The following is a 26,086-nucleotide window of genomic DNA, read 5'->3' on the forward strand; positions in this document are numbered from 1 at the left end:
CCCGAATTCGAAAATCGTCTCGTTCACGCGCTCGGCGAGTCGTCCGGAACCAATCACCCCGCATAGCGAGCCCGTATCGCGTCCCTCGCCTCGGTCACCGCTGTCAGGCAGGCGTGGACGTGGTGACGGTCCCCGTCGGCGGCTGTCAGCAGTTCGGTGAGGATGGCGGCCAGGGTCGCCAGGTCGTCCCATTCCGGGGTGAGGGCGAGGAGTTCGGACAGGCCCCGGTCCGCCGCCGGGTCGTCGGACAGGGCACAGCCCAGGAAGCAGTGGGCCTGGGCTCGCATCACCGGGGTGGTCTCGGGGTCCTGCTCGACCAGGTGGGCGAGGTCGCGCCACAGGGGTTCGGCGGCAGCCGGGCCTTCGGAGCGGTGGACCGTCATGGCCAGTTGGAAGGTGCCGACGAGGGGGTCGGTGGTGCGCAGGTGCTCGGCGAGAGCGCGGGCCTGCGCCCACTCGCCGTAGTGACGGTGGAGTTCCGCCCGTACGTCGTCCACCTCCGCGGAGTGGGTCGATGCCAGCCGCTCCCTCGCCTCCTCCCATCTCCCGCACCACATCAGCAGTTCGATCACCGCGCCCCGCTCCCACGTCGCCTCGGCATCCAGCGCCACGCAGCGGTCCAGGTCGGACAGAGCCTGTTCCGTGCGGCCGATCGCCAGGCACACCCGGCCCCGCAGGCCGTAGGCCCACGCGTACTCCGGGTCGGCCGCCAGGGCGCGGTCCAGGTGCTGCAGGGCCTCCTCGTAGGACTTGCGGGCGTGGTGAATCGCCCCCAGGCCGGCCAGGGCGGTCTCGTGGGCCGGGTCCTGTGCCAGGAGGGCGTGGAAGACGGCCACCGCCTCGTCGGGCCGGCCCGCGATCCGGTACGCCGAGCCCAGCTCGGCCTGGATCCAGTGGGCGCCGGGCTCCGCTCCCGCCGCTCGCCGCAGGTCCTCCAGCATGCCGTCCCGGTCGTCCAGTCGGCGCCGCACCCGGGATCTCATCACCAGCGCCCAGGCGTAATCGGGGATCAGCCCGACGGCCCGGTCGAAGTCGGCCAACGCCGCCTCGTACCGGCCGAGTTCGTACAGGGCCTGGGCGCGGCTCGCCAGTGCCGACGCGTAGCCCGGCTCCAGGGTCACCGCGCGCCCCAGTTCCGCCACCGCCTCCTCGTACCGCCCGGCGAGCCGGTACGCGTCGCCGCGTTCCGACGCGACCCAGGCCACCTCGGGCGCGAGCGCGGCCGCCCGGTCCAGGTCGGCGAACGCCTTGTCCAGGTCGCCGCGTGCGCGGTGCAGCCGGGACCTGCGCACCAGCGCCCACAGGTACTCGGGGTCGATGCTCAGCGCACGGTTGAAGTCGGCGAGCGCCTCGTCGAGCCGGCCCATGGTGTGCCGGCACACCGCCCGCCCGGTCAGGGCGATGTCGTCGGTGGGGTCGAGGGCGACGGCACGGCTGAAGTCGGCGTCCGCCTCGTCGAGCCGGGACGCCAGACGGTAGGTCTCGGCCCGCTCGGCGAGGATCCACCCGGTGTCGGGGGCCAGTTCGACGGCCCGGTCGAGGGCGGCCAGGGCCGCCGGGTAGTCCTCCAGGAGCTGGTGGGTGAGGCCCCGGCCGTAGTGGGCCCGCGGTTGGAGCGGATCCAGTTCCACCGCACGGTCGTACTCCTCCAGGGCCTGCGCGTACTCCTGGCGGTTGCGCAGGTCCCTGCCGCGCAGCACGTGCGCCTCCGCCCGGCCGGCCGGGTCGAGACCGGGGCGGGCCAGGAGCAGGTCCGTCGCCCTGGACACCGCGCCCTCCTCGTCCGCGAGCGCCGCGGCCAACGACCGTCCCCACTCGCGGAGTACGGCATGGTCCGCCGCGTCGCCCGCCTCCTCCAGCATCCGTGCCCAGCGTCGGGCGACGACCTCGTCCTCGCGGCAGGCCACGACGAATCCGCGCAGCGCCTCGGCGAGCGCCGCGGGCGGGCGGGCGCACAGCAGGTGGTACATCTCCTCCAGGCGCAGCTCGCACCATTCCTCGTCGGCCCACAACTCCTCGGCGCTGCGGCCGAATCCGGCGTCCTCACGCCACTCGGCGAACGCCTCGGCGAGCCGCCGGTGCCGGGTCGTCCACTCGGTCCGGGACCGGCGCCGCTCCAGCCGGAGCATCTGCGCGCGTACGACGTCGTGGTACTGGAGCCGGTCCCCGCGCTGCGCGACGAACGGCAGCCCGGTCAACCAGGCGTACTCGGCGTCGAGTTCGTCCTCCGGGGAGGCGACGAGCACCCGGAAGACGTCCGCGTCCAGCCGTCTCGGCAGCGCGCAGGCCCTGGCGACCTTCCGGCGGGCTTCCGGTTCCGGCTTGAGGAACCGCTCCACCGCGGTCGTGCTCGGGTCGATCACGTCGTCCAGGGCTTCGGGGCGTCTGGCCGCGAGCGTCGACACGAGGACCGGGAGCCCGCCCGTCAGCCGCAGCACCTCCTCGACGACCGGTTCGGCAACGACGCCCCGCGCCGCGAGCAGACGGCGGGACTCGGCCTCGGTGAAGGGAGCGAGCGGCACCTCCGCCACCGAGTCCAGGCCGCCCCAGCGGGCACTGTCCAGGGGGCGCTGACCCGCGGTGACCACGACGACGGCGGCGGGCAGCCGGCCGTGCTCGCGGGGCTTGGTGAGGACGTCGTACAGCCATGGATCGAGGAAGGGGCCGGTCCGCTCGTACGTGTCGAAGAACAGGACGATCCACGGTACGGCGGAGGCGGCGGCCCTCAGTTCGCCGAGCAGCACCGGGGTGAGGACCCGCTCCGGGGCGAGGACCAGGTCGACGTCGTCGAGGTTGCGGAAGCGGGCGCCGAGGCCGGCCCGCAGCCGGTCGGCCCCCTGGGCGAGCCGGTCGGCGGGAAGGGCCCGGGTGACCAGGCCGGCGCCCGGCAGGGCGGCCTCCAGTGCGCCCAGGCCGACGTCCACCGCCATCCTGCTCCCGGCCGACGCCGGCTCCGGCGAGGACTCGGGTGCGAGCGCGGCGAGCGTGGCCGCCTCCGCCTCGCGCCGCCGCTCCCGCCAGGTCGCGAGGCGCCGCTCCAGGTCCTTCAACCGCCGCCCCTGCTCGGCGAATTCACGGCACAGGGTCTCCATCGCCTCCGGCACGCTGCCGACGCTGTCGTCGACGTAGGCCGTGAGTGCTCCGCGTTCACGGGCGAGCTGCGCCAACTCCTGGACCAGGGAGGTCTTCCCGATGCCCGCGCTGCCGTGAACATGGAACCGGAAGCGGTGCCGGGCGTCGGTGGCCGGAAGGTCGAAGTTCCGCAGGAACACGGCCCGTTCGGACTCGCGGCCCACGAATCCGGCCCGTGTGCGCCGCAGGATCAGCTCCTGCGCCGACGGCTCCGCCTGCGCCATGCGTCCGTCCCCTCGTCGCCGCCCGTCCGTCTCTCATTCTGGCGCAACCGATCTGGATCACGCCGCCCCGCGCAGGGAAGATGGCCCCCATGGCATCGACACCCCCACGCACCACACGCAGCGCACTCCACCTCTCCGCCACCCTCCTCACCGCCACCGTCGCGCTGTACATAGCGCTCGTGGCGTTCGGGAACATCACGGACTTCGGGACCAACCAGGCGTTCGTGCAGCATGTTCTCGCGATGGATACGACGTTCAAGGACGACGATCTGATGTGGAGAGCGATCACCAGCAAGGGACTTCAGAACACGGCGTACGTCGCGATCATCGTCTGGGAGACGCTGGCCGCGCTCGTGCTGATCTACGGCACGTGGCTGTGGGTGCGCGGGGACGATCCGCGGGCCCGGCGCTTCTCCACCTACGGCCTGCTCATGCTCATGCTGCTGTTCGGCGCCGGGTTCATCGCGATCGGCGGGGAGTGGTTCTCCATGTGGCAGTCGGACACCTGGAACGGGCTGGACGCGGCGCTGCGGGTGTTCGTGCTGAGCGGGCTCGTGCTGCTGGTGGTCAATCTGCCGGACCGCAACGCCGGTTAGGTCAGTTGACGACGACTACCTTCGTCCCCGTCTCGCCGAACGTCCACAGTGCCGACCCGTCAGCCGCCTTCATGCGGATGCCGCCGGTCCGGGTGCCGTTCGCGGGCGGGGGCGAGGAGCCGTCCACCGCGTTGGAGAAGGCGACGTTCACGCCGTCCACGGCGGTGAAGTACACGATGTGCTCGATCTTCACGCCGTCGGACCCGGTCGTCGGATCTTCCCTGCGCAGCGAGACCGAGTAGGTGCCGGGGGCCGGGTTCACCGTCCCCGGCCAGACGGCGAAGGTCCGCCGGGCCGCCTCGCTCGCGTCGATCAGCCAGATCCGCTTGTCGGCGAGCGAGTAGACGATCCGGCGGCCGGTCCCGGAGGCGTCCGGGACCGCGGTCGCCGACGGCTCGGGCCGCGCGGACGCACTCGGGGAGGCCGACACGCTCGGCCGGGCGGTGGCGGCCAGGCTCGGCTTCGTTCCCTTGTCGGCCTGTACGGCCAGGGCGACGACGGCGGCGATCGCCCCCACGGTCAGACCCGTCACCCAGACCTTCGGGGCTGGCACGGCACGCATCTCCTCGGCTAAGGATCCCCGTCGAACGGGGGTCGGATCATCGTACCGGCCCCCGCCGAGACACCTTCCGCCTCACTCAGTCCTTCCGCCTCACTCAGTCCTTCCGCCTCACTCAGTCCAGCACCGGCAGCAGCTCCGGCAGATGCCCGTCGGAGACCTGCGCCGCCTTCTGCCGTTCCTCCGACACCTCCCCGTACAGCGTGGTGCGCGGCCGTGCGGGACGGCCCGCCGCCTCCGCCACCGCGATCAGGTCCTTCACGGACTTGTACGAGCCGTAGGACGAGCCCGCCATCCGCGAGATCGTCTCCTCCATCAGGGTGCCGCCCAGGTCGTTCGCCCCCGAGCGGAGCATCTCGGCCGCGCCCTCGGTGCCGAGCTTGACCCAGCTGGTCTGGATGTTCGGGACCCAGGGGTGCAGCAGCAGGCGGGCCATCGCCGTGACCGCTCTGTTGTCCCGCATCGACGGGCCGGGGCGGGCGATGCCGGCCAGGTATACCGGGGCGTTGGTGTGGATGAAGGGGAGCGTCACGAACTCCGTGAAGCCGCCGGTGCGTTGCTGGATTGCGGCCAGCGTGCGCAGGTGGCCCAGCCAGTGGCGCGGCTGGTCCACATGGCCGTACATCATCGTGGAGGAGGACCGCAGGCCCACCTCGTGCGCGGTCTCGATCACCTCGATCCAGGTCGCCGTCGGCAGCTTGCCCTTGGTCAGGATCCAGCGGACCTCGTCGTCGAGGATCTCGGCGGCCGTGCCGGGGATGGAGTCGAGGCCGGCCTCCTTGGCCGTCGTCAGCCACTCGCGGATGGACATGCCGGTGCGGGTCGCGCCGTTGACGACCTCCATCGGGGAGAACGCGTGCACATGCATGCCGGGGACCCGCTCCTTCACCGCCTTCGCGATGTCGAAGTACGCCGTCCCGGGCAGGTCCGGATGGATCCCGCCCTGCATGCAGACCTCCACCGCGCCGACCTCCCAGGCCTGTTGGGCGCGGTCGGCCACCTGGTCCAGGGAGAGGGTGTAGGCGTCGGCGTCGGTGCGCCGCTGGGCGAAGGCGCAGAAACGGCAGCCCGTGTAGCAGACGTTGGTGAAGTTGATGTTCCGCGTGACGATGTACGTGACGTCGTCGCCGACCACCGACTTGCGGACGTCGTCGGCGATCCCGGTCAGCGCGTCCAGGGCGGGCCCGTCGGCGTGCAGCAGCGCGAGGGCCTCCGCGTCGGTGAGCTTCGTGGGGTCGTCGGCGGCTGTCCGCAGCGCGTCCCGGACGTCCGTGTCGATGCGCTCGGGCACCATGCCGGGAGCGGCCGCCTCGCGCAGGGCGCCCCAGTCGCCGTAGACCTCGTCGAAGTCGTCGCGGCGGTCGGACGTACGGCCCTCGGTGTCGATCGTGGCGTGCAGGTCGGTGCGGCCGGACGGGACGAAGACCTCCTCCGGCTCCTGCCACGGCAGCCCCTGCGGGAGGGCGTCGGGGCGGGCTAGGCCCGTCTCCGGGTCGGCCAGCGCCGCCACGTGCGGCCGCAGCCGCGGGTCCAGCCAGGGCTCGCCGCGCTGCACGAACTCGGGGTACACGCAGAGACGTTCCCGCAGCTCGAAGCCGGCGGCGCGCGAGCGTTCCGTGAGCTCCTCGATCTGCGGCCACGGGCGCTCGGGGTTCACATGGTCGATGGTGAGCGGGCTGACCCCGCCCCAGTCGTCGATCCCCGCCCCGATCAGGCGCTCGTACTCGCTGTCGACGAGGTTCGGCGGGGCCTGGATGTTGGCGGCCGGGCCCATGATGAGACGGGCGACGGCCACCGCTGCGACCAGTTCGTCCAGCTCCGCGTCCGGCATGCCCCGCATCGCGGTGTCCGGCTTGGCGCGGAAGTTCTGGATGATCAGCTCCTGGACGCTGTGGTACGCCCGTGCCGTGCGCCGGAGCGCGAAGAGGGACTCGGCGCGCTCCTCGTACGTCTCCCCGATCCCGAGGAGGATGCCGCTCGTGAAAGGCACCGACGAACGCCCGGCGTCCTCCAGGACCCGCAGCCGTACGGCGGGTTCCTTGTCCGGGGAGCCGTAGTGCGGTCCGCCGGGCTCGGACCAGAGCCGCTCGGCGGTCGTCTCCAGCATCATGCCCATGCTCGGCGCGACGGGCTTCAGCCGCTGGAAGTCGGTCCAGGACAGCACGCCCGGGTTGAGGTGGGGCAGCAGGCCCGTCTCCTCCAGGATGCGGATGGAGATGGCCCGGACGTAGGCGATGGTGTCGTCGTAGCCGTGCGCGTCCAGCCACTCCCTGGCCTCCGGCCAGCGGTCCTCGGGCTTGTCGCCGAGGGTGATGAGGGCTTCCTTGCAGCCCAGCGCGGCGCCCTTGCGGGCCACGTCCAGGACCTCGTCGGGGGACATGAACATGCCGTGGCCGGCCCGGCGGAGCTTGCCGGGCACGGTCACGAAGGTGCAGTAGTGGCACTTGTCCCGGCACAACCGGGTGAGGGGGATGAAGACGCTCTTCGAGTACGTGATGACACCCGGGCGGCCCGCCTGCGCGAGGCCGGCGTCCCTGACGCGGGCGGCGGAGGCGGTGAGGTCGTCCAGGGCCGGGCCGCGGGCCTGGAGCAGCACCGCGGCCTCGGAGACGTCGAGGGCGACGCCGTCCCGGGCACGTTTGAGAGCGCGACGCATGGAGTTCTCGGTGGGGCCGGTACCGCCGGGGCGGTCGGTGGGTCCGGTTCCGGAGGCCGCGGAAGTCGTCATCCTTCGAGCATACGAGCGGGGTGATCAGGGCAGTGGTGCTGCCCGGAGGTGGGTGACGTCACACACCTTCACCCTCACCCTGGACATAACGGGCATACTCATCAAGCACCTTGAGCACGTCACCCTCCCCCGCCGGAGGCAGCTGCAGCACGACCTCCTCGATGCCGAGCTCGGCGTAGTGGGCGAGCTTGCCGGGGGTGGGGACGACGGCGTACGGGACGACCTGGAGGGCGGCCGGGTCGCGGCCCGCGTCGGCCCAGGCGGTGCGCAGCACGGGCAGGGACTCGGTCAGCCCGCGACCGCCGATGGGGAGCCAGCCGTCGGCGTACTCGCAGATGTGGGAGAACAGCTTGGGTCCGGCGGCGCCGCCCACCAGGGTCCGCTTCCGGACGGGCTTGGGGAAGGCGTGGCTGGCCCGGACGCTCCCGAACTGCCCTTCGTAGGCGGTCGGTTCGTCGGCCCAGAGCGCCTGCATGAGCGCCATCCGGTCCCGGACCAGCTCCCGGCGCGTCCGCCACTCGACGCCATGGTCGGCGGCTTCCTCGACGTTCCAGCCGAAACCGAGTCCGAGCGTGAACCGCCCGCCGGAGAGGTGGTCGAGGGTGGCGATCTGCTTGGCGAGGTCGATCGGGTCGTGCTGGGCGACGAGCGTGATGCCGGTGCCGAGACCGAGCCGTTCGGTGACGGCGGCGGCCTGGCCGAGCGCGACGAAGGGGTCGAGGGTACGGCCGTACTCGCGCGGCAGGTCGCCGCCCGCCGGGTAGGGGGTGGTCCGCTCGACGGGGATGTGGGTGTGCTCGGGCAGATACAGCCCGGCGAAGCCCCGCGCCTCCAGCTCACGGGCGAGCCGGGTCGGGGTGATGGTCTCGTCGGTGAGGAAGATCGTCACGGAAATACGCATGACTGCATCTGTACCGGGCCGGGGCGGGGATGTCCATACCGACTGGTCGGCATCGACGTGATCGACCTCGGCCTCGGTGACGCGGTTGTCGGTGGTCTGTCGGGGCTGTCGGTGCGATGTCGGGGGTCTGTAGACGGTGGCCCGGAGTGTGTGGGGAGACGGCCGACCGGAACCACCGGGGAGGCCCCGTCCCTGAGGAGCCGCCATGACGAACAGCCCTGTCACGATCATCGGCGCCGGACTCGGCGGCCTCACGCTCGCCCGCGTCCTGCACGTCAACGGCATCCCGTCCACCGTCTACGAGGCGGAGTCCTCGCCGACCGCGCGTGCGCAGGGCGGGATGCTCGACATCCACGACTACAACGGACAGCTCGCGTTGGAGGCGGCGGGCCTGATGGACGAGTTCCGCGGTCTGATCCTGGAGGGGCGTGAGGCGACGCGGTTCCTCGACCGGGACGGGACGGTCCTGTTCGAGAAGGCCGACGACGGCACCGGCGACCGCCCCGAGGTGCTGCGCGGCGAGTTGCGGCAGCTCCTGATCGACTCGCTGCCGCCCGGCACGGTCCGCTGGGGCCACAAGGTCAGCGGGACGCGTGCACTCGAGGACGGCCGCCACGAGGTGACGTTCGCCGACGGGACCTCGGTCGTCACCGGTCTGCTGGTCGGGGCGGACGGCGCGTGGTCACGGGTGCGGCCGCTGCTGTCGGACGCCGTGCCCGAGTACACCGGCATGTCCTGCGTCGAGGTGTACCTGTACGACTCCGACATCCGGCACCAGGTCAGCGCGAAAACGGTCGGAGGCGGGGCGCTGTTCGTGCTCGCGCCGGGCAAGGGCTTCGTGACGCACCGGGAGAAGGGAGGCAACCTGCACACCTATGTGATGTTCGTCCGCCCGCAGGACTGGTTCGCGGACATCGACTTCACCGACTCCGCCGCGGCCACCGCGCGGATCGCGACGGAGTTCGACGGCTGGGCCCCGGAACTCACGGCGCTGATCGCCGACGCCGACACCGCCCCGGTCCTGCGTCCCTTCGTCGCCCTGCCCGTCGAGCACCGGTGGGAGCGGGTGCCGGGAGTGACGCTGATCGGCGACGCCGCCCATGTCGCCGCCCCGAACGGCGAGGGCGCCAACCTCGCCATGCTTGACGGCGCGGAACTCGCGCAGGCCCTCGCTGCCCACCCGGACGACATCGAGACCGCGCTCACCGAGTACGAGCGGGCCATGTTCCCCCGCAGCGCCGCAACCGCCACCGAGGGCACCGAGCCCTACGCCCTGATGTTCGGTGAGGACACTCCGCACGGCCTGATCAGCATGTTCACGGAGGAGGAGCGGGGGGACTGAGCGTCTGCGCCAAACGCCCCGCGGAACCGGGAGTACTACTCGGCCTGGAGGACAGTGAGCAGCTCGGCGAGGGCGGGCAGGGCGTGTTCGATCGCCGCGCGGCTGTCCGGGCTCAGCTCGGCCAGGGCGCGTTGCAGGGCGGCCGTGCTGGTGCGGTCGTAGGCCTGGAGCATCTCCAGCGCGGTGTGTCGATGATGTAGACGGTGGCGTTGGCGGTCTGGACGTTGCCGCAGACCACCAGCGGAGTCGTTGACGGTGTAGGAGTCACCGGAACCGGAGGTGGTCAGCTTCGAAAGGCCATCAGGGCGATCGGCGTGGTGGTGGGCTGTTTCGAGCCGCCGTCGGGTTCGACGGTGATGCCCATGCCCGAGGCCCGGTCGACGCCGCCCCGCATCAGGACGGCCTGGTCGCTGCGGTCGGGGTCCATCAATCCGGCGGACCGCATGGTCCCACCGTCGTCGAACCAGAGTTGGTAGACCTTGCCGCCGGGCGGGCGGGCCATGCCCGAGACGACGAACACGGCTCTGTCCCGGCTGTGGGAGACGACGACCGTACCGGTGGCACGGCCGGCCAGGCCGGCGGCCCGGGTCCTGGCGTCCGGCGCCGCCAGTACGGCGGCGATCTCGTCGGACGTCCGGGACACCTGCCGCGCCTGGTCGCGGGCGTCGGCAGCCTGCTGGTGCTGCCACACGGTCGTCCCGCCGAGCGCCGCGGCCGCGGCGAGGCAGGCGGCGAGCGCCCACCGGAACAGCAGCCGGGCCTTCAGCCCGGCGCGCACCGGCAGGATCCGGGCGGACGTGCCGGGTGTCTCCTGGCGGACGATGGTGATCCGGCGCAGTACCTGCTCGCGCGACGCCGACGTCGGAGTCGTGGCGACGGCCAGTCCCAGGCGGGCGGCCGTCGCGCTCAGCTCGGCCGTTTCCTGCGCGCACGACGCGCAGTCCACGAGGTGCCGTTCGAACGAGGCGTTCTCCTCATCGGACAGGGCGTGCAGGGCGTATGCGCCTGTCAGCTGGTGCAGGCCGATGGTCGTCACGCGGTCACCCCCAGGCAGTCGCGCAGCCGGATCAGTCCGTCGCGCAGTCGGGTCTTCACGGTCCCCAGCGGGAGTCCCAGTGCCTCGGCGACCTCGCGGTAGATCAGCCCCCGGTAGTAGGCGAGGGTGACGGACCGGCGCTGGAGGTCGGTCAGCGTGCGCAGGCAGCGCCGCACCTGTTCCCGCTCCAGGCGTGCCACGACGTGCTCGGCCACCTCGTCGTACTCCGGCACCTTGTCGAGCAGCGCGGCCTTGTGGTCCCGGGCCATCGCGGCATCCACCGAACGGACCCGGTCCACCGCCCGTCGGTGTGCCAGGGTGAGGATCCAGTTCACCGCGGTCCCGCGGTCGGGCCGGTAACGGGGAGCTGTCCGCCACACCTCCACCAGGACCCCCTGGGCCGCCTGCTCCACGAGTTCCTGAAGATCGGGCCCTACGGAAGGGTTTCTGTCGATATGTACAGCTTTTTTCACCGAGGGCCTCCACCGTCGGGACATGTCCAGACGTAATCCGTTCCCGCAGGCCCCGTGGATTGGTCGTGCAGCCCGCCGGCTGTGGCCGACGGGCTGCACGCGGGCTGTGAGGTCACTTGTGGTGGCAGTCCCAGTGGCCCTTCACCCAGTAGTGGTGCCAGTGTCCGTGGACGTAGACCCACGTGTAGTGGCGGTCGTAGGACCAGTAGCCCTTGTGCCACGAGCCGTGCTTGTCGTAGTGGCCCTTGTGCCAGGTCTTGGTGTACTGGACCTTCTTCTCCCAGTGGCCCTTGACCCACTTCTTCGCCCAGTGGCCCTTGACCCACTCGCACCGGTCGTGGTGGTCCCCGACCGGCGCCGTGGCCACGGTCGTGGACGCCGGCGCGGCCACGGCCGTGCCGGAGAGGCCCAGGGCGGCGCCGCCGGCCAGCAGCCCGGTGGCAGTCGCACCGGCCAGCAGTCGGCGGACTCGCATGGATACAGCCATGAAGGCTCACCTCGTCCTTCGAAGTCGATTGCATTGGCACAAGGGGTTCGAGGCACGCAGGCCCGCGTATGACTTCGGCCGGAGAAAACTTCGTCCGGGAAGCGGGGCATGCGACGTCACCAGGAGTCATCCACGGCCGGAGCGGCGTCGAATCCCTGGCGAAGCCGCGTCACTGCCCATCGCTCAAGGGACCTCTCATGACCGCCACCGCTACGCCACCCGTCGCTACGTCACCCGTCGCCACGCCACCCGTCCACAGCACCGACACCGGTCACCGTGTCGCGCTGGCCCGCAGCCGTCACGCTCCTGAGGTCGCCCGAAGGATCACCGCGCGGTGGCTGGCCGCGCGCGGCGTGTCTCCCGGCTCGGTGCCCGACGTACTGCTCATCGTCTCGGAGCTGGTCACCAACACCCTGCGTCACACCAGCGGCACCTGCACTCTCACGCTCACCGCGCACGCCACCACGGTCGGCATCACCGTCACCGACACCAGCACCCGGCTCCCGAGGATGCGGTCGGATCCGGCGGCGAACGAGGACGGCGGGCGTGGTCTGGCGCTGCTGTACGGCATGGGGGCCCGGCTCACCGTCACCCCGACCCTCCGGGGCAAGGCGGTGGAGGCCACTTACGACCTCGGCGGTGAAGCACCCCCATGACCTCGTGGAGTGAGCCTGCTGAGCCGGATGAGGGGCCCTGGGCTGCGGACTCATGCCGCGGGGCGCACGATCGATCGGGGACGAGCACGTCGACGGAACGTGAGAACCATGCCCAGCACAGCCCATGAGGAGTCATCCGAGCCGCCTGCCGACGACGCCCAGAGCGCCGAGGCACTGCTGGTCCGGGTCGCGAACGGTGACAAAGAGGCGTTCACCGGCGTGTACGAGGCGTTGGCGCACCCGGTCATGGGGCTGGCCTGCCGCGTTTTGCACGACCCGGCACAGGCGGAGGAGGTCACGCAGGAGGTGATGGTCGAGGTCTGGCGCACGGCCCGGCGCTACCGGCCCGAACGCGGGAGTGCCAAGGGCTGGGTGCTCACCCTCGCCCATCGCCGGGCGGTGGACCGGGTCCGTCACGCACAGGCGGCGACCCAGCGTGACCGCCGTGCGGATGCCGTGCTCGCGGGCCGCGAGCACGACGAGGTGGCCGAGGCCGTGGAAGACCACGACGAACGCCGACGCGCCCAGGAGTGCATGGCCCGGCTCGCCCGTATGTACCGGGTCCCCCTCGTGCTGGCCTACTACCAGGGGCTGACCTACGTCGAAGTGGCGGCCGCCCTGTCCACCCCGGCGGGCACCGTCAAGTCCCGCATGCGCACCGGGCTGCGCCTGCTGCGCGACTGTCTGGAGGCCCGGTGATGACCACCGAGGAAGTCCCGCACCAGCCGGTCGGCGCCTACGTCCTGCACGCTCTCCCCCCGAGCGAGGAAGCCGCCTTCGAACGGCACCTCGACGGCTGCCACGCCTGCCGGCGCGAAGTGGCCGAACTCGCCGAAGCAGCAGCCCGCCTCGCGCCCTCCCCCGCCGAGGACGCCGCCGTACCGGCCGACCTCTTCGACCGCGTCCTGGACGACATCGGCCGGACCCCGCAGGAACACGCGCCCACCGGCCGGCCACCCGGCCGACGTAGGAGGCGCCTCACGTCCTGGGCCCTGGCCGCGAGCCTCGCGGCCGCTGCCGCGTTCGGCGGGATCGCCGCCTGGCAGGCCGTCCAGGCCGATGACGCCCGCGAGCAGGCGACCGCACTGCAGCACGGAAACAACGCGCTGACCAGCGTGCTGACCGCGCCTGACGCCACCCTGCACACGACGAAACTGGCCGACGGCGGCTCCGCCACGGTCATCGTCTCCCGCGCCGCCGACCGGGCCGCCTTCGTAGCCGCGGACCTGCCCGCTCTCAGCGACGACAAGGTCTACGAACTCTGGTACGCGGCCCCCTCGGGCGACCTCCGCCCAGCAGGCCTCCTGCCGGGAACCGGAGACCGCACCGCCCGCGTTCTGGACCGACCGCTCGGAAGGACGGTGGCCGTCGGCATCACCGTCGAACCGGCCGGCGGATCCCAACGCCCCACCACCGAACCCCTCGGCATCATCCCCGTCGGCTCGTAGCACGGCACGCCCCGTTCACCGTGACATCCCCCCACCCCCGCACTCCGCCCACAGCAGCTTCCCGCCCTTCGACGCGCCCAGTTGCCGCAGTACCGAGACGCCCGTCGCGTCCGCGCAGGCCCGTACGAGGTGCAGGCCGCGGCCGTTCTCGGCGTCCGGTGCGGCGGGAGGCTTGTCGGTCGTGAAGCCGGGTGGGACGCGGGGGTCGGTGTCCCAGACGGCCACCCGGACCCGCCCCGGGGACGGTGACAGGAGGCGGAAGGCGTACGGCCCCTTCGTGTGGCAGTGCGCGTTCGCCAACAGCTCTGCCGCGAGGAGCTCCGCGGTGGGGGTCAGGTCGGGGAGGTCGTGCGCGGCCAGGATCAGCCTGAGGGCGCCCCTCGCGATACCCGGTGCGCGTGGATCGTGCGGGAGATGCAGGGTGTAGTTCCACGACGGGGATACGGTGGCCATCGGAAGTCTCCGGTCACTGAGGGGAGTTGGACAGATGCCTGGTGTCTCCGCCGCGGCGTCCCACGGTGCGCTTCCAGGTCGACTGGCGCCTGAACATGACGATAGGGGATTCGCAAAGGTGCTTTGCGGCACTTCGAAGGATCTCGGCGTCTTCTCCCTCGTGTGGGTGACAAACCCGCTGGACGCCCGGTAGAAGGAGCTCCGATGACACCCCGGCCCGCGCCTACGGCCCGACGCGTCCGACTCGCGACGGAGCTGCGCAAACTCCGCGAGCGGGCCGGTCTGACCTCGACCGAGGCCGCACAGCTGCTCGGCACGAGTTCGGGTCAACTCAGCAACGTCGAGTCCGCCCGGTTCGGCGTGAGCCCGGAGCGCGTGCGGGCGATGGCCGCGCTGTACTCCTGTACGAACCAGCCCTACGTCGACGCCCTCGCCGACATGGCGGCCGAGAAGTCCCGCGGCTGGTGGTGGGACGCGTATCGCGAGGTACTGCCCTCGGGACTCCTCTCACTGGCGGAGCTGGAACACCACGCCACAGCCGTCCGCACCGCCTTCACCGCCCACATCCCCGGCATGCTCCAGACCGCCGAGCACGCTCGGGAGATCTTCAGCCAGGCGATCCCGACCCCGACGCCACCGGAGGTCGAGCACCGTGTCTCGCACCGGATCAAGCGGCAGGACTTCGTGTTCCGGGCGGACCCGAATCCGTACAGCACGGTGATCCATGAAGCCGCCCTGCACATGCTGGTCGGCGGCCGCCGGGTGTCACGCGATCAGCTTCGGCATCTGATCGACATGAGCCTGCGGGAGCACATCACCCTTCGTGTACTCCCCTTCGACGTCGGGGCATTCCCCGGGTCGGGCCAGTCGATCAACTACCTCTGCGGCCCGGTAGCGCCGCTGGACACCGTGCAGTTGGACCAGTTCCACGGTCCGATGCTCATCGATGCCGAGGCGCACCTGGAAAAGTACCGGCGCCTCCTGGACGTCGTGGAGGGCATCGCCCTCAGTCCCGCGAAGTCCCGGGATCTGATCCACTCCATCATCCAGATTCTCTGAAGGAGCCGAAATGCCCACCAACACCTGGCGGAAGTCGTCCTACTGCCAAGAGGGCGAGGCCTGCGTCCACATATCCACCGACCCCGACAACGTCCACATCACGGACTCCGACGCCGCCCAAACCATCGTCACCGTCAGCCACGGCGCCTTCGCCGCCCTGCTGAAGTCACTCTGACCCGTCCGCCAGGTCCGCCACCACCGCCGCGTGGTCCGACGGCCACACCCCGTCCACCGGACCGTCGCCCGCGCGCCGGACGCCCAGGACATGACCCAGCCCACTCGCCCCCGGCGGGCCCACGTGGATGTAGTCGATGCGGACCGGCGGGGCCACGCGGACGTACGGGTTCGCCGGGTCCCAGGTCGCGGAGGGAGCCGTAGGGTCCGCGTACTCCCAGGCGTCCAGGAAGAGTTGGTCCGGGGCGGCCGGGGCCGTCTTGTAGCCGCCGAAGAGGCGGACCTCGTCGGAGTCGGGCCAGGCGTTGAAGTCGCCGGTGACGACGGGCGGGAAGTCGGTGCCCGACCGGTGTGCCGCCACGAACTGAGCCAGCGCGGTGACCTGTTGGCAGCGGATCGCCGACGCGGTGGGGGCCGAGGTGAGGTGGGTGGTGAAGAAGGGGATGTCGTACGACGGTCCCGCGAGCCGGGTGTGGAAGGCGAGGCGGCCGTCGTCCAGCGCCTCGGGGGCGGGGAGCCGGAGAACCGCCTGGTCGGCCACCGGCCAGCGGCTCAGTACCGCGTTGCCGACCTCGACTCCCGGATCACCGATCCGCCGCTGCCAGCGCTCCGAGGCGGGGGACGCGGCCCACGCCCAGTGCAGGCCGAGCTCACCGGCGAGCCACTCCGCGAGGTTCTCACCACCCGCGCCGCCCGCCGCCCACACCTCCTGCAGGCCCACCACATCCGGCCGCAGCTCCCGCAGCACCGCCAGGATCGCCTTCTGCCGTTCCTCCCACGGACCGAAGCGCCACCACAGGTTCCAGGTCACCACACGCATCGCCGACACCCTTCGTCCGCCCGGCCGACCCTGAGATCATCGGGGCCGCCGGTCGGGTTACGGAAGACCGGAGAGAAGATCGGCACGAAGCCCAGAGACAGGAGTCTCACCACCCATGTCCTCCGACGCCGAACGCAAGTACCGGGCCGTCACGGCCCTTCAGCGCCGCTTCAACCCGATCATGCGCCGACTGCCCCTTCAGACCGTCCTGGAGACCACCGGCCGCACCTCGGGCCTGCCCCGCAGGACCCCGGTCGGCGGCAAGCGGGTCGGCGGGTCCTTCTGGCTGGTCTCCGAGTTCGGCGAGCGGTCGCAGTACGTCCGCAACATCAAGGCCGATCCGCGGGTACGGGTGCGCATCCGGGGGCGGTGGCACACCGGGACCGCCCATCTCATGCCGGACGACGACACCGCCGTACGGCTGCGTTCGCTGCCACGGATGAACAGCGCGGCGGTACGGGCCATAGGGGTCGGGCAGTTGACCGTGCGGGTGGATCTGGACCGGTGAAGGGATACGGTGGATTCGCCGACCGGACATCCCTCGGCGTGTGGCTCGTTCGCGGAGGATGAGAGAAGGATGGACCGGGCGCTGCTGGCCGACTTCCTCCGCGCGCGCCGGGAGGTGCTGCAACCGGAGGATGTGGGGCTTCCCCGCGGGCCCCGGCGCCGTACCGGCGGACTGCGGCGCGAAGAGGTCGCCGCGCTGGCCGGGATGTCGGTCGACTACTACAGCCGGATCGAGCAGCAGCGCGGTCCCATGCCGTCCGAGCAGGTGCTCGCCGGGCTCGCCCGGGGCCTGCACCTCAGCCTCAGCGAACGCGACCACCTCTTCGACCTCGCCGGGCACTCGGCGCCACGACGGCAGCTGCGCGAGGATCACGTCAGCCCCACCATGATGCGCATCGTCGAACGCCTCGCGGACACACCCGCGTTGGTGATGTCCCGGTTCAACGAGACGCTGCTGCAGAATCAGCCGGCGGTGGCCCTGCTGGGCGACTACACCCGCTACACCGGAATGTCCCGCTACCTGGTCTACCGCTGGTTCACCGACACGGCACAACGCGAGCTCTACCCCGCCGAGGACCACGACCTACGAGGCAGGGTCTTCACCGCGGAGATCCGGGCGGCGTACACGGCGAACCCCGAGGGAACCGCCGGCGAGATCGTCGCCGCACTGCTGGAGGTCAGCCCCGAGTTCGCCGAGGTCTGGCGGCGGCACGAGGTGGACGTCACCCACCACCACGACCTCAAGCGCTACCGCCACCCCGAGCTGGGCGAACTGGAGCTGTACTGCCAGCGCCTGATCGACCCCGACCAGGCCCAGGAACTCCTCGTTTTCTCCGCCACCCCCGGCACACCCAGCCACGAGAAACTCCAACTCCTGTCCACAGTGAAGGACTAGGGGTGCGGGGTGATGCGATGCGTCGCCATGAACTCACCCTCGCGCTTCTGCTGACACCCGGCCGACGCCACGACAGCATCTGCGCGCGTCCCAAATGACTCGCGGGCGGGCACCGTGGTGATGACCTGCCTGGGCAAGATCAGGGTCAGCAATTCGGCGATCACGTGGTGTGACGATCCGTTCGGCGACCTTGCAGTTGCACCGGCGGCGAATCCTATTTACTCCTCAAACGGAGTCGAGAAGAAGAATTTATCGACTAATAAGGTACAGAGTCAGACGCGTAGTGCAATTGATCAAGGAACCTTTTCTCGGGTTTTCCGCCTTCGCAATGTCACTCGTTTGCCGCACGCCCTGAAGGAGCGGAGCCGCGTTATCGGAATATGACGACAGCAAGGACCCAAGGCCTGCCCCGGCGTACCACGGGGACGGATAATATTTCTGTGGCCAGCGATCTGACAGTGGGGAAGTACACTTTCCAGCCCGGTGCGGAATGCGCGGCGGTGACGGCACAGGGCCCGGTGGTCAAGGGCGACACGCACTTCGGACGTCAGGTCACCGAGCCACTGCTTCGGGAGTTCCTCGTCCTGCTGGAGGAACTCCAGGAGGAACTCAATGCACGATGGAACGGTCAGGGGAACTCCGGCCGCCGCGTACAGCATGACGGGTCGCATTTTCGTGAATCATGACTATGTCGATCCAGCCTTTGCGCAGCGGGAGTACTACTCCGACGCGTACTCGTACGGGCCGGGTACTGCCTGGGACGGGGGACATGCCGACGGCGTGCACTCGGGAGTTCCCCTGACCGCACCCGCCGGAGGCTGGGACCCGGTCGAGGAACTCGCCTACCTTCTGCAGGAGGCTGTTCCGGCGGAGCAGGCGGCCAGGATCCCGCAACCTCGCAGCGAGCCCGAATCCGGCGGTGCCTTCACCGACCCGATGGAGAACCTGGCGCAGATCACCGCTCAACTGCCGCCCATTCGACGGTCCTCCGCCGGGCACCGGAAGCTCAACGTCCGCAAAGCCCGGCTCAAGTGGTTGCAGACCGGCAGCTTCGCCATCGTCGCGCTCGTTGCCGTCATCGTGGCGATGGTCAACGTCTTCGGCGGCATGGTGGCCTACAGGCCTCTGCAGAACATCACCACCGGGACGGGGGGCGCCATGGCCCCGTCGTGGCCCCTTCTCGTGTACGGCCCCTGGATGGTGGCCTCACTCTCCATCCTCCGGACCGCCCTGCATCAACGCCGAGCCGTGCACTCGTGGTGCATCGTTCTGCTGTTCTCCTCCGTCGCGATAATGCTGTGCGTGGCTCAGGCAGACAGAACCGTCACCGGTATCGCCGGCGCTTGTCTGCCGGCCCTCGCCTCCCTCACATGCTTCCAGCAACTCGTCCGGCAAATCACGCTGACCCTGCCACCACGACAGGGCACGCGGCGCCACCGCCGCTAGCGGCATGGTGCTGGAGGTCAGCCCCGAGTTCGCCAAGGTCTGACGGCGGCACGAGACCACAACGACCTCAAGCGCTACCGCCATCCCGAGCTGGGCGAACGCACACCCAGCTACGAGAAACTCCAACTCCTCTCAGCCGTACAGGACTAGGCCCAGGCGGGACACGCAGTCCTACGAAATTGCTGGACGGTTAAGGACGTTGATCACGTCATGACTCCAGGACCAGCGCCTCGCCCACTGTCCGACGCAGCCCTCTCCCACCTGCTGGGCAAGCAGCAGTTCGGCACGCTCGCCACCGTCAAGCGCAGTGGCCATCCCCACCTGACCACCATGCTGTACAGCTGGGATGCCGAGGCCCGCATCGTGCGGTTCTCCACGACGGCCGACCGCATCAAGGTCGGGCACCTGCGGCGCGATCCGCGTGCCTCACTGCATGTGCAGGGCGGCGACGTGTGGTCGTTCGCCGTCGCCGAAGGCGAGGCCGAGGTCTCGGGAATCACGACGGTTCCTGGCGATGCGGTGGGCCGGGAACTGCTCGGAATGATCCCGCAGGCCGCGAGGCCGGAGAACGTCGACGCGTTTTTGGAGCAGTTGGTTGCCGAGCGCCGAGTGGTCATCCGCTTGAAGGTGGACCGACTGTACGGAACAGCGCTCGACATCGACGGCTAGGACACATCGGAGAGGAAGCCGGTGCTCCCTGGCTGTGTCGCGGACTCGCCACGAGCCGGTGACTGACCACCAGGGAGTCACCTCTGCCCGCACCCCCTTCCTCTGCCACGGACAACTTGTCCGTGGATAAGTCAGGCCTTCATCCGGGTTCTGATCAACGCCACGCTTGCTCAGTCGAACAAGGGAGGCTGAGATGGACCGGGCGCTGCTGGCCGACTTCCTCCGGGCACGCCGGGAGGTGCTGCAACCGGAGGACGTGGGGCTTCCCCGCGGGCCCCGGCGCCGTACCGGCGGGCTGCGGCGCGAAGAGGTCGCCGCGCTGGCCGGGATGTCGGTCGACTACTACAGCCGGATCGAGCAGCAGCGCGGCCCGATCCCGTCCGAGCAGGTGCTCGCCGGGCTCGCCCGAGGCCTGCACCTCAGCCTCAGCGAACGCGACCACCTCTTCGACCTCGCCGGGCACTCGGCGCCACGTCGGGTCCTGCGCGAGGATCACGTCAGCCCCACCCTGATGCGCATCGTCGAACGCCTCGCGGACACACCGGCGTTGGTGATGTCCCGGCTCAGCGAGACGCTGCTGCAGACCCGTCCGGCCATCGCTCTGCTCGGTGACTACACCCGCTTCAGCGGAATGTCCCGCTACCTGGTCTACCGCTGGTTCACCGACCCCGCACAACGCGAGCTCTACCCCGCCGAGGACCACGACCTACGAGGCAGGGTCTTCACCGTCGACCTGCGGACGGTGTACACCGCGGACCCCGAGGGCCGGGCCGGCGAGATCGTCGCGGCGCTCCTGGCCACCAGCGCCGAATTCGCCGAGGTCTGGCGGTTGCACGAGGTGGACGTCACCCACCACCACGACCTCAAGCGCTACCGCCACCCCGAGCTGGGCGAACTGGAGCTGTACTGCCAGCGCCTGATCGACCCCGACCCGGCCCAGGAACTCCTCGTCTTCTCCGCCACACCCAGCTACGAAAAGCTCCAACTCCTGCCCGCCGTGGGCGGTCAGGCACGGCATGACCCGACAGTGCTTCGAAAGGACTTCCCATGAAGGCAGTACGTTTCCACGAGTTCGGCGACCCGAGCGTCCTGCGGTACGAGGACGTCGAGCAGCCCGTACCCGGCGCGGGCCAGGTCCTGATCCGGGTCGCCGCGACCTCGTTCAACGGTGTCGACGGCAACATCCGCGGCGGCTTCATGCAGGGCCCCATCCCGGTGACGCTGCCGCACACTCCCGGCATCGACGTCTCCGGGACGGTCGACGCGCTGGGCGAGGGCGTGACCGGCCTCGAGATCGGCGATCAGGTCGTCGGCTTCCTGCCGATGACGGGGGCCGGTGCCGCCGCGGAGTACGTGGTGGCTCCGGCCGGGATACTGACGCCCGCGCCCCGGAGCATCCCGCTGCCCGACGCCGCCGCGCTGCCGTTGGTGGGGCTCACCGCCTGGCAGGCCCTGTTCGACCACGCGAAGCTGGCGCCGGGGCAGCGTGTGTTCATCAACGGCGCGGGCGGCGCGGTCGGCGGTTACGCCGTGCAGCTCGCCAAGAACGCCGGCGCGTACGTCATCGCCACGGCCGGTCCGCGCAGCAGGGAGCAGGTCGCGACGGCGGGTGCCGACGAGGTCGTCGACCACACCGTCACCGAGGTGACCGCGGCGGTGACCGAGCCGGTGGACGTCGTACTCAACCTCGCGCCGATCGACCCTGCGCGACTGGCCGCGCTGCTCACCCTGATCCGTTCCGGAGGAGTGCTGGTGAACACCACGGTGTGGATGCCCGCGCCCAGCGACGAACAGCGCGGCGTGCGCGGCATCGACCTGTTCGTCGACAGCGACGCCGAACAGCTGGCGCGGCTGGTGGCGCTGGTCGACTCGGGCGAGCTGCGTGTCGACGTGGCGCAGCGGGTGCCGCTGGCGGAGCTGCCGACCGTCCACACGCGGGCCGCCGCCGGCGAGCTGCACGGCAAGGTCGTCATCGCCGCGCCCGGCGCCTGATCCTCACCCGACCGTCCCTTGAAGGAGACGACTTCGATGATCCCCGACGACGACCCGTCCCGCTCGCTGACCGTGGCGGACCCCGACGACCCCGGCACCACGTACATCTCCCTGGTGGGCAACACGTACGCCATGCTGGTCACCGGCGAGCAGACCGACGGCCGGTACTGCCTGATCGACATGCGTGTCCCCGACGGCGGCGGCCCGCCGCCGCACCGGCACGACTTCGAGGAGATGTTCACGATCCTCGAAGGCGAGATCGAGTTCACCTTCCGCGGCGAGAAGCACACCGTACGGGCCGGGTCCACGGTCAACATCCCGGCCAACGCCCCGCACAACTTCCGCAACGCCTCGGGTGCGCCGGCCCGCATGCTGTGCATGTGCACCCCCGCCGGCCAGGACGAGTACTTCACGCGCATCGGCGACGTCGTCGCGGGCAAGGACGCGCCGCCGCCGCAGCTGTCACAGGACGAGCTCGCGGAGCGCCGCCGCCGTGCGGCCGAACTGGCCTCGACCTACCGGAGCGAGTTCCTGTGAGTGGCGGGAGCACCTGAGCAGGCGGCGGCACGGCGGCGGCCCCGCGCCAACGGGGAGCCACCGCCGCGCCGCTCAGAGACTCACCCGCGTCACTTCGCCGGCTTGTAGAAGGCGTACGTCGCCGTGTACGCCACGCTCACCTGGTCCGTTCCGGTGCAGGCGGTGGCCGGGGCCACACCGCCGGTGGTGTTCAGGCGCTGTATGTAGGAGACGCCCCCGAAGACGCCCGCACCCCGGGTCGCGGTGGCCTGGAGCAGCAGCTCGGGGATGGTGCCGGTCTTCGGAGAGTTGGCGATCGCCGTGGCGTTCACCGCGCTGCCGTCCACCGTGGAGACCCAGACGGGGCCACGGGAGTGCAGGGCGACCGTACGGCCTCTCCGGTCCGACAGGGTGGCGGCCGGCTCCAGGAGCTTCCAGGCACCGTCGGTGCAGGTGTACGTCTGCACGCCCCGGGCGGGGTACACGCCGGTCAGCTTGTTGCCGTCGGGCACCTTGAGTGCCGCGGGGGCCTTCACCGGCTTCGGCGCGGGTTCCGAGGGGGTCGCGTAACCGGTGGTCGTGCCCAACAGGGCCGTCGCGGCGGCGAGGCCGGCCGTGGTCAGAACGAGTCGCTTGGTGAGCTTCAAGTCGGTTCTCCGGGGGGGATTTTGACTGTCGGTCAGGGCGGCGACATCGATACCGCCGCCCTCCGGTCCGGGACTCTACGGGCCCACCCGAGGGTTACCGGCCAGTTGGCCGAACTCCGTCCCGGAGACCCGCTCACCCCGGCCAGACGATCGACTGCACCTCGCTGTAGGCGTGCAGCGCGTACGAGCCGCAGTCCCGTCCGACCCCGCTGCTGCGGAAGCCTCCGAACGGTGCCTCCATGTTGCGGCCGACCGTGTTGACGCCCACTCCCCCGGCCCGCAGCCGCCGTGCCACGCGGAAGGCGCGGGCCACGTCCGCCGACCAGACGTAGTCGATGAGGCCGTAGTCGCTGTCGTTGGCGAGCGCGATCCCCTCCTCCTCGTCGTCGAAGGGCGTCACGGTCACGACCGGGCCGAAGATCTCCTCGCGGACGACCCTCATCTCCGCACCGCAGCCCGCCAGAAGGGTCGGAGCGACGTAGAACCCCCGCTCGCACAGGGGCCGTTCGCCGCCCGCGACCACCTCGGCACCCTCCTTGCGGCCGAGTTCGACGTACGACTCCACCCGCTCCCGGTGCGCGGCGGAGATCACCGGGCCGACGACGGTGTCCGGTTCCCGGGGATCCCCCACCTTCAGCCGCCCGGCATACGCGGCCAGCCTCTCCACCAGCCGCTCGTACACCCCCCGCTGCGCCAGTACCCGGGTCGGTGCCGTGCAGATCTGTCCGCTGTAGAAGGAGAAGGTGGTCCCGATCCCGGCCACGGCCGACCCGAGGTCCGCGTCCTCGAAGACGAGTGCCGCGCCCTTTCCGCCCAGCTCCATCAGCTGCCGTTTCATGGACCGCCCGCACACCTCGCCGATGCGCTGTCCGACCGCGGTGGAGCCGGTGAAGCTGACCATGTCGACGTCCGGTGAGTCGACCGCGGCCTCGCCGACCTCCACCGCGCGCCCGCTGACCACGTTCACGACCCCGCGCGGTACCCCGGCCGCCTCCAGCGCCTCCGCCATCCGGTACACGGAGAGGGGGTCCTGCGGGGCGGGCTTCACGACCACCGTGTTGCCCATGGCCAGCGCGGGGGCGATCTTGCCCGCCGGGTTCGCCCAGGGGTTGTTGTACGACGTGATGCAGGTGACGACCCCGACCGGCTGGCGGACGGCCAGCGCGCCCATCACCGCGGCCCGCCCCATCGGCCCGGCCTCGTTGATCTGCGGCGGAATCGCCCACTCGGCGGGCTCGACCTGCGCGTACCGCCGGAAGCGTGCGGCGGCGACACCGACCTGCATCGCGCGGGCCGTGGCGGTCGTCGCGCCGGTCTCGGCCCGGGCGAGTTCGGCGTACGGGACCAGGCGGGAGCGGATGAGGTCGGCGGCGCGGGCGAGGATCGCCGCCCGCTCCCCCGGCGCCGTGCGCGACCACGGCCCGAAGGCCTCGCGGGCCGCGGCGCAGGCCGCGTGCACCTGATCCCGCGAGGCCTCCGGAGCCCACCCGACGGTCTCCTCGGCGGCCGGATCGGCCACGGCGTAGTGCCCGCCGTCCGGTTCCACCCACTCGCCGCCGACGAACAGCCGTTGCTCCTCCGGCGTACTCACCTGGTGCTCACCGTCCGGGTGTCCCGCCCCGACCGCAGCACCCGGCCCGGTACGGCCCCGCTCACCACGTCGTCCCGGATCGCCTCGACCCCGTTGACCCACACGGCCCGTATCCCGATCGCCTTGGAGTCCAGCCGCGGGCTGTCACCCGGCAGGTCGTGCACCAGGGTGGCCGTGCCCGCGGCGATGCGCTCCGGGTCGAAGAGCACGAGGTCCGCATGGAAGCCCTCCTGGATCCGCCCGCGCTCGCGCAGCCCGAACAGCTGGGCCGGGTCGTCGGTGAGCATCTTCACCGCCTGCTCCAGGGAGGTCAGCTTCCGTCCGCGCAGACAGTCCCCGATGAAGCGGGTCGTGTACGGCGCCCCGCACATCCGGTCCAGGTGCGCGCCCGCGTCGGACCCGCCGAGCAGGACGTCCTCGTGCTGCCAGGCCTCGGCGCGCATCGCCCAGGACGCCGGGTCGTTGTCGGTGGGCATGGGCCACAGGACCGTACGCAAGGAGTCGGCCGCGCAGATCTCGACCAGCGCGGCGAACGGCTGCTGCCCGCGCTCGGCCGCGATGTCCTCCACGACCCGCCCGCTGAGCCCGCGGTTGGCCTCGCTGTAGGTGTCGCCGATGACGTACCGCCCGAAGTTGGTCAGCCGCCGGAAGACGCCCGCCTCCTTGGCCTGGGACTGCCGGAGCAGTTCCTTCTGTACGTCCGGATCGCGGAGCTTCTCGATCCGCTCGGGGACGGGGAGCGCGAGGACCGGGCCCCAGCCGGGGATGAGGTTCAGCGCGCAGAAGGTGCCCAGGGACATGTTCATCGGGGTGAGGATCGGCATGGTCAACGCCACGACCCGGCCGCCCGCCTTCCTCGCCTGCTCGCTCGCGAACAGCTGCCTCGGCACCCGCTCCGGCACGGACGAGTCGATGGTCAGCACGTTCCAGTTGAGCGGTCGTCCGGCCGCCGCGCTCATCTCCACGAACAGGTCGATCTCGGCATCGCTGAACTGGTCGAGGCACCCGGCGACGATCGCCTCGATCTGGGTCCCCTCGTGCTCCGCGACGGCCCGGGACAGGGCCAGGAGTTCGGCGGGCAGCGCGTGCCGGGACGCCACGGGCTTTCCGTCCCCGTCGGAGTGCGTGGACGACTGGGTGGTGGAGAACCCCCAGGCGCCGGCGTCCATGGCCTCGTGGAACAGCCGCAGCATCGCCGCGAGTTGCTCCTCGGACGGCTGCCCTCCGACGGCGTCCGGTCCCATGACGTACCGCCGCAACGCGCAATGGCCCACCATGAAACCGGCGTTGACCGCGATCCGGCCTTCGAGCGCGTCCAGGTACTCGCCGAAGGAGTGCCAGCTCCACGGTGCGCCCTCCTCCAGGGCGACCAGCGACATCCCCTCGACCTTGGACATCATCCGGCGGGTGTAGTCGGCGTCGTCCGGGCGGTCCGGGTTCAGCGGCGCCAGGGTGAAGCCGCAGTTCCCGGCGGCGACCGTGGTGACCCCGTGGTTGAGGGAGGGCGTCGCGTACGGGTCCCAGAACAGCTGGGCGTCGTAGTGGGTGTGGGGGTCGACGAACCCGGGGGCGAGGACGAGCCCCGTGGCGTCCTCGCCGGTGCGGGCGTCTTCGGTGACCCCTTGGCCGATCACGGCGATACGACCGTCCCGGATGCCGACGTCGGCGGTGAAGGCGGGCGCCCCGGTCCCGTCGACGACGGTCGCCCCCTTGATGACGTGATCGAGCATGGCAC

At 70.9% G+C, this 26,086-nt stretch carries 29 protein-coding genes and 1 pseudogene; 15 read left to right on the top strand and 15 right to left on the bottom strand.

Annotated features, from left to right (window positions below; translation table 11 throughout):
- Positions 1-53 precede the first annotated feature (53 nt).
- Entirely contained in the window at positions 54-3,356 is a 3,303-nt protein-coding gene (locus ACZ39I_RS24750; protein WP_467246519.1) for a tetratricopeptide repeat protein, read from the bottom strand.
- 89 nt (positions 3,357-3,445) lie between these two features.
- On the opposite strand from ACZ39I_RS24750, the gene ACZ39I_RS24755 reads away from it, so the two are divergent.
- Positions 3,446-3,952: a DUF2165 domain-containing protein gene (locus ACZ39I_RS24755; protein ID WP_467246521.1), complete on the top strand. Its 507-nt coding sequence runs from the start codon at positions 3,446-3,448 to the stop codon at positions 3,950-3,952.
- Position 3,953: 1 nt separating this feature from the next.
- Here ACZ39I_RS24755 and ACZ39I_RS24760 read toward each other — a convergent pair whose 3' ends face one another.
- From ACZ39I_RS24760 to ACZ39I_RS24770, 3 genes are all read right to left on the bottom strand, one after another.
- Positions 3,954-4,514: a hypothetical protein gene (locus tag ACZ39I_RS24760; protein WP_467246523.1), complete on the bottom strand. Its 561-nt coding sequence runs from the start codon at positions 4,512-4,514 to the stop codon at positions 3,954-3,956.
- A 112-nt stretch (positions 4,515-4,626) separates the two neighbouring features.
- Complete coding sequence (locus ACZ39I_RS24765; RefSeq protein ID WP_467246525.1) at positions 4,627-7,239, bottom strand: bifunctional FO biosynthesis protein CofGH; 2,613 nt, start codon at positions 7,237-7,239, stop codon at positions 4,627-4,629.
- Positions 7,240-7,297: 58 nt separating this feature from the next.
- Entirely contained in the window at positions 7,298-8,140 is an 843-nt protein-coding gene (locus ACZ39I_RS24770; protein WP_467246527.1) for an LLM class F420-dependent oxidoreductase, read from the bottom strand.
- A 205-nt stretch (positions 8,141-8,345) separates the two neighbouring features.
- Here ACZ39I_RS24770 and ACZ39I_RS24775 point away from each other — a divergent pair, with 205 nt between their 5' ends.
- Positions 8,346-9,482 (top strand): FAD-dependent oxidoreductase, encoded by a 1,137-nt coding sequence (locus ACZ39I_RS24775; RefSeq protein WP_467246529.1) that lies wholly within the window; start codon positions 8,346-8,348, stop codon positions 9,480-9,482.
- A gap of 35 nt (positions 9,483-9,517) precedes the next feature.
- Here the strand turns inward: ACZ39I_RS24775 and ACZ39I_RS24780 are convergent, their stop codons facing one another.
- The 5 genes and pseudogenes from ACZ39I_RS24780 to ACZ39I_RS24800 all read right to left on the bottom strand — a co-directional run bounded on the left by ACZ39I_RS24780 (position 9,518) and on the right by ACZ39I_RS24800 (position 11,478).
- Positions 9,518-9,655 (bottom strand): hypothetical protein, encoded by a 138-nt coding sequence (locus ACZ39I_RS24780; protein WP_467246530.1) that lies wholly within the window; start codon positions 9,653-9,655, stop codon positions 9,518-9,520.
- A pseudogene (locus ACZ39I_RS24785) lies at positions 9,595-9,775 on the bottom strand (hypothetical protein); the annotation flags it as partial. The pseudogene ACZ39I_RS24785 and the gene ACZ39I_RS24780, both read right to left, overlap by 61 nt.
- Positions 9,766-10,518: an anti-sigma factor gene (locus ACZ39I_RS24790; protein ID WP_467246532.1), complete on the bottom strand. Its 753-nt coding sequence runs from the start codon at positions 10,516-10,518 to the stop codon at positions 9,766-9,768. The gene ACZ39I_RS24790 and the pseudogene ACZ39I_RS24785, both read right to left, overlap by 10 nt.
- A complete protein-coding gene (locus ACZ39I_RS24795) occupies positions 10,515-10,991 on the bottom strand; it encodes a sigma-70 family RNA polymerase sigma factor (RefSeq protein WP_467246534.1) in 477 nt (158 codons plus the stop codon). The genes ACZ39I_RS24790 and ACZ39I_RS24795 overlap by 4 nt, the downstream gene beginning before the upstream one ends.
- A gap of 112 nt (positions 10,992-11,103) precedes the next feature.
- Positions 11,104-11,478: a hypothetical protein gene (locus ACZ39I_RS24800; RefSeq protein WP_467246536.1), complete on the bottom strand. Its 375-nt coding sequence runs from the start codon at positions 11,476-11,478 to the stop codon at positions 11,104-11,106.
- A gap of 197 nt (positions 11,479-11,675) precedes the next feature.
- Between ACZ39I_RS24800 and ACZ39I_RS24805 the strand changes: the two genes are divergently transcribed.
- From ACZ39I_RS24805 to ACZ39I_RS24815, 3 genes are all read left to right on the top strand, one after another.
- Complete coding sequence (locus tag ACZ39I_RS24805; protein ID WP_467246538.1) at positions 11,676-12,134, top strand: ATP-binding protein; 459 nt, start codon at positions 11,676-11,678, stop codon at positions 12,132-12,134.
- 108 nt (positions 12,135-12,242) lie between these two features.
- Entirely contained in the window at positions 12,243-12,833 is a 591-nt protein-coding gene (gene sigK, locus ACZ39I_RS24810; protein ID WP_467246540.1) for an ECF RNA polymerase sigma factor SigK, read from the top strand.
- The gene (locus ACZ39I_RS24815) at positions 12,833-13,582 is read left to right on the top strand and encodes an anti-sigma factor (RefSeq protein ID WP_467246541.1); all 750 of its coding nucleotides are present in this window, start codon (positions 12,833-12,835) and stop codon (positions 13,580-13,582) included. The genes sigK and ACZ39I_RS24815 overlap by 1 nt, the downstream gene beginning before the upstream one ends.
- Positions 13,583-13,597: 15 nt before the next feature.
- On the opposite strand, the gene ACZ39I_RS24820 is transcribed toward ACZ39I_RS24815, so the two are convergent.
- On the bottom strand, positions 13,598-14,035 hold the full coding sequence (locus tag ACZ39I_RS24820; RefSeq protein ID WP_467246542.1) for an ATP-binding protein: 438 nt from the start codon (positions 14,033-14,035) through the stop codon (positions 13,598-13,600).
- Between the two features lie 204 nt (positions 14,036-14,239).
- Between ACZ39I_RS24820 and ACZ39I_RS24825 the strand changes: the two genes are divergently transcribed.
- The gene (locus tag ACZ39I_RS24825; protein ID WP_467246544.1) at positions 14,240-15,094 is read left to right on the top strand and encodes a helix-turn-helix domain-containing protein; all 855 of its coding nucleotides are present in this window, start codon (positions 14,240-14,242) and stop codon (positions 15,092-15,094) included.
- 10 nt (positions 15,095-15,104) lie between these two features.
- Positions 15,105-15,269, top strand: coding sequence for a DUF397 domain-containing protein (locus ACZ39I_RS24830; protein WP_467246545.1), 165 nt, complete (start codon positions 15,105-15,107; stop codon positions 15,267-15,269).
- Here ACZ39I_RS24830 and ACZ39I_RS24835 read toward each other — a convergent pair.
- On the bottom strand, positions 15,261-16,088 hold the full coding sequence (locus tag ACZ39I_RS24835; RefSeq protein ID WP_467246546.1) for an endonuclease/exonuclease/phosphatase family protein: 828 nt from the start codon (positions 16,086-16,088) through the stop codon (positions 15,261-15,263). The genes ACZ39I_RS24830 and ACZ39I_RS24835 overlap by 9 nt on opposite strands.
- A 115-nt stretch (positions 16,089-16,203) precedes the next feature.
- Between ACZ39I_RS24835 and ACZ39I_RS24840 the strand changes: the two genes are divergently transcribed.
- On the top strand, positions 16,204-16,596 hold the full coding sequence (locus ACZ39I_RS24840; protein WP_467246548.1) for a nitroreductase/quinone reductase family protein: 393 nt from the start codon (positions 16,204-16,206) through the stop codon (positions 16,594-16,596).
- Positions 16,597-16,665: 69 nt separating this feature from the next.
- Positions 16,666-17,490, top strand: coding sequence for a helix-turn-helix transcriptional regulator (locus ACZ39I_RS24845; RefSeq protein WP_467246549.1), 825 nt, complete (start codon positions 16,666-16,668; stop codon positions 17,488-17,490).
- Here ACZ39I_RS24845 and ACZ39I_RS24850 read toward each other — a convergent pair.
- Positions 17,487-17,654 carry a hypothetical protein gene (locus tag ACZ39I_RS24850; RefSeq protein ID WP_467246551.1) on the bottom strand — a complete coding sequence of 56 codons (168 nt, stop codon included), beginning with the start codon at positions 17,652-17,654 and terminating at the stop codon, positions 17,487-17,489. The two genes, ACZ39I_RS24845 and ACZ39I_RS24850, sit on opposite strands and share 4 nt — an antisense overlap.
- 276 nt (positions 17,655-17,930) lie before the next feature.
- Between ACZ39I_RS24850 and ACZ39I_RS24855 the strand changes: the two genes are divergently transcribed.
- The 6 genes from ACZ39I_RS24855 to ACZ39I_RS24880 all read left to right on the top strand — a co-directional run bounded on the left by ACZ39I_RS24855 (position 17,931) and on the right by ACZ39I_RS24880 (position 22,134).
- Positions 17,931-18,176: a hypothetical protein gene (locus ACZ39I_RS24855; RefSeq protein WP_467246553.1), complete on the top strand. Its 246-nt coding sequence runs from the start codon at positions 17,931-17,933 to the stop codon at positions 18,174-18,176.
- Positions 18,166-18,936, top strand: coding sequence for a DUF2637 domain-containing protein (locus tag ACZ39I_RS24860; RefSeq protein ID WP_467246555.1), 771 nt, complete (start codon positions 18,166-18,168; stop codon positions 18,934-18,936). Before ACZ39I_RS24855 ends, ACZ39I_RS24860 begins: the two co-directional genes overlap by 11 nt.
- Positions 18,937-19,146: 210 nt before the next feature.
- On the top strand, positions 19,147-19,605 hold the full coding sequence (locus tag ACZ39I_RS24865; protein WP_467246556.1) for a pyridoxamine 5'-phosphate oxidase family protein: 459 nt from the start codon (positions 19,147-19,149) through the stop codon (positions 19,603-19,605).
- Between the two features lie 193 nt (positions 19,606-19,798).
- On the top strand, positions 19,799-20,656 hold the full coding sequence (locus ACZ39I_RS24870; RefSeq protein WP_467246558.1) for a helix-turn-helix transcriptional regulator: 858 nt from the start codon (positions 19,799-19,801) through the stop codon (positions 20,654-20,656).
- Complete coding sequence (locus ACZ39I_RS24875) at positions 20,653-21,597, top strand: NADP-dependent oxidoreductase (RefSeq protein ID WP_467246560.1); 945 nt, start codon at positions 20,653-20,655, stop codon at positions 21,595-21,597. The genes ACZ39I_RS24870 and ACZ39I_RS24875 overlap by 4 nt, the downstream gene beginning before the upstream one ends.
- Before the next feature lie 36 nt (positions 21,598-21,633).
- A complete protein-coding gene (locus ACZ39I_RS24880; protein ID WP_467246562.1) occupies positions 21,634-22,134 on the top strand; it encodes a cupin domain-containing protein in 501 nt (166 codons plus the stop codon).
- A gap of 89 nt (positions 22,135-22,223) precedes the next feature.
- Here the strand turns inward: ACZ39I_RS24880 and ACZ39I_RS24885 are convergent, their stop codons facing one another.
- The 3 genes from ACZ39I_RS24885 to ACZ39I_RS24895 form a co-directional block, all read right to left on the bottom strand.
- Positions 22,224-22,760 (bottom strand): DUF3455 domain-containing protein, encoded by a 537-nt coding sequence (locus ACZ39I_RS24885; protein ID WP_467246564.1) that lies wholly within the window; start codon positions 22,758-22,760, stop codon positions 22,224-22,226.
- Positions 22,761-22,893: 133 nt separating this feature from the next.
- Positions 22,894-24,351: an aldehyde dehydrogenase family protein gene (locus ACZ39I_RS24890; protein WP_467246565.1), complete on the bottom strand. Its 1,458-nt coding sequence runs from the start codon at positions 24,349-24,351 to the stop codon at positions 22,894-22,896.
- On the bottom strand, positions 24,348-26,081 hold the full coding sequence (locus ACZ39I_RS24895; protein WP_467246567.1) for an N-acyl-D-amino-acid deacylase family protein: 1,734 nt from the start codon (positions 26,079-26,081) through the stop codon (positions 24,348-24,350). The genes ACZ39I_RS24890 and ACZ39I_RS24895 overlap by 4 nt, the downstream gene beginning before the upstream one ends.
- Between the last annotated feature and the right edge of the window lie 5 nt (positions 26,082-26,086).

Source organism: Streptomyces sp. NPDC024687, assembly GCF_055559055.1.

Coding starts and splice junctions, on each gene's coding strand:
- ACZ39I_RS24755 (WP_467246521.1), top strand. CDS start 3,446: ATGGCATCGACACCCCCACGCACCACACGCAGCGCACTCCACCTCTCC.
- ACZ39I_RS24845 (WP_467246549.1), top strand. CDS start 16,666: ATGGACCGGGCGCTGCTGGCCGACTTCCTCCGCGCGCGCCGGGAGGTG.
- ACZ39I_RS24775 (WP_467246529.1), top strand. CDS start 8,346: ATGACGAACAGCCCTGTCACGATCATCGGCGCCGGACTCGGCGGCCTC.
- ACZ39I_RS24780 (WP_467246530.1), bottom strand. CDS start 9,655: ATGCTCCAGGCCTACGACCGCACCAGCACGGCCGCCCTGCAACGCGCC.
- ACZ39I_RS24820 (WP_467246542.1), bottom strand. CDS start 14,035: ATGGCCACCGTATCCCCGTCGTGGAACTACACCCTGCATCTCCCGCAC.
- ACZ39I_RS24880 (WP_467246562.1), top strand. CDS start 21,634: ATGATCCCCGACGACGACCCGTCCCGCTCGCTGACCGTGGCGGACCCC.
- ACZ39I_RS24815 (WP_467246541.1), top strand. CDS start 12,833: ATGACCACCGAGGAAGTCCCGCACCAGCCGGTCGGCGCCTACGTCCTG.
- ACZ39I_RS24750 (WP_467246519.1), bottom strand. CDS start 3,356: ATGGCGCAGGCGGAGCCGTCGGCGCAGGAGCTGATCCTGCGGCGCACA.
- ACZ39I_RS24875 (WP_467246560.1), top strand. CDS start 20,653: ATGAAGGCAGTACGTTTCCACGAGTTCGGCGACCCGAGCGTCCTGCGG.
- ACZ39I_RS24800 (WP_467246536.1), bottom strand. CDS start 11,478: ATGGCTGTATCCATGCGAGTCCGCCGACTGCTGGCCGGTGCGACTGCC.
- ACZ39I_RS24840 (WP_467246548.1), top strand. CDS start 16,204: ATGTCCTCCGACGCCGAACGCAAGTACCGGGCCGTCACGGCCCTTCAG.
- ACZ39I_RS24805 (WP_467246538.1), top strand. CDS start 11,676: ATGACCGCCACCGCTACGCCACCCGTCGCTACGTCACCCGTCGCCACG.
- ACZ39I_RS24760 (WP_467246523.1), bottom strand. CDS start 4,514: ATGCGTGCCGTGCCAGCCCCGAAGGTCTGGGTGACGGGTCTGACCGTG.
- ACZ39I_RS24770 (WP_467246527.1), bottom strand. CDS start 8,140: ATGCGTATTTCCGTGACGATCTTCCTCACCGACGAGACCATCACCCCG.
- ACZ39I_RS24830 (WP_467246545.1), top strand. CDS start 15,105: ATGCCCACCAACACCTGGCGGAAGTCGTCCTACTGCCAAGAGGGCGAG.
- ACZ39I_RS24870 (WP_467246558.1), top strand. CDS start 19,799: ATGGACCGGGCGCTGCTGGCCGACTTCCTCCGGGCACGCCGGGAGGTG.
- ACZ39I_RS24835 (WP_467246546.1), bottom strand. CDS start 16,088: ATGCGTGTGGTGACCTGGAACCTGTGGTGGCGCTTCGGTCCGTGGGAG.
- sigK (WP_467246540.1), top strand. CDS start 12,243: ATGCCCAGCACAGCCCATGAGGAGTCATCCGAGCCGCCTGCCGACGAC.
- ACZ39I_RS24865 (WP_467246556.1), top strand. CDS start 19,147: ATGACTCCAGGACCAGCGCCTCGCCCACTGTCCGACGCAGCCCTCTCC.
- ACZ39I_RS24895 (WP_467246567.1), bottom strand. CDS start 26,081: ATGCTCGATCACGTCATCAAGGGGGCGACCGTCGTCGACGGGACCGGG.
- ACZ39I_RS24825 (WP_467246544.1), top strand. CDS start 14,240: ATGACACCCCGGCCCGCGCCTACGGCCCGACGCGTCCGACTCGCGACG.
- ACZ39I_RS24765 (WP_467246525.1), bottom strand. CDS start 7,239: ATGACGACTTCCGCGGCCTCCGGAACCGGACCCACCGACCGCCCCGGC.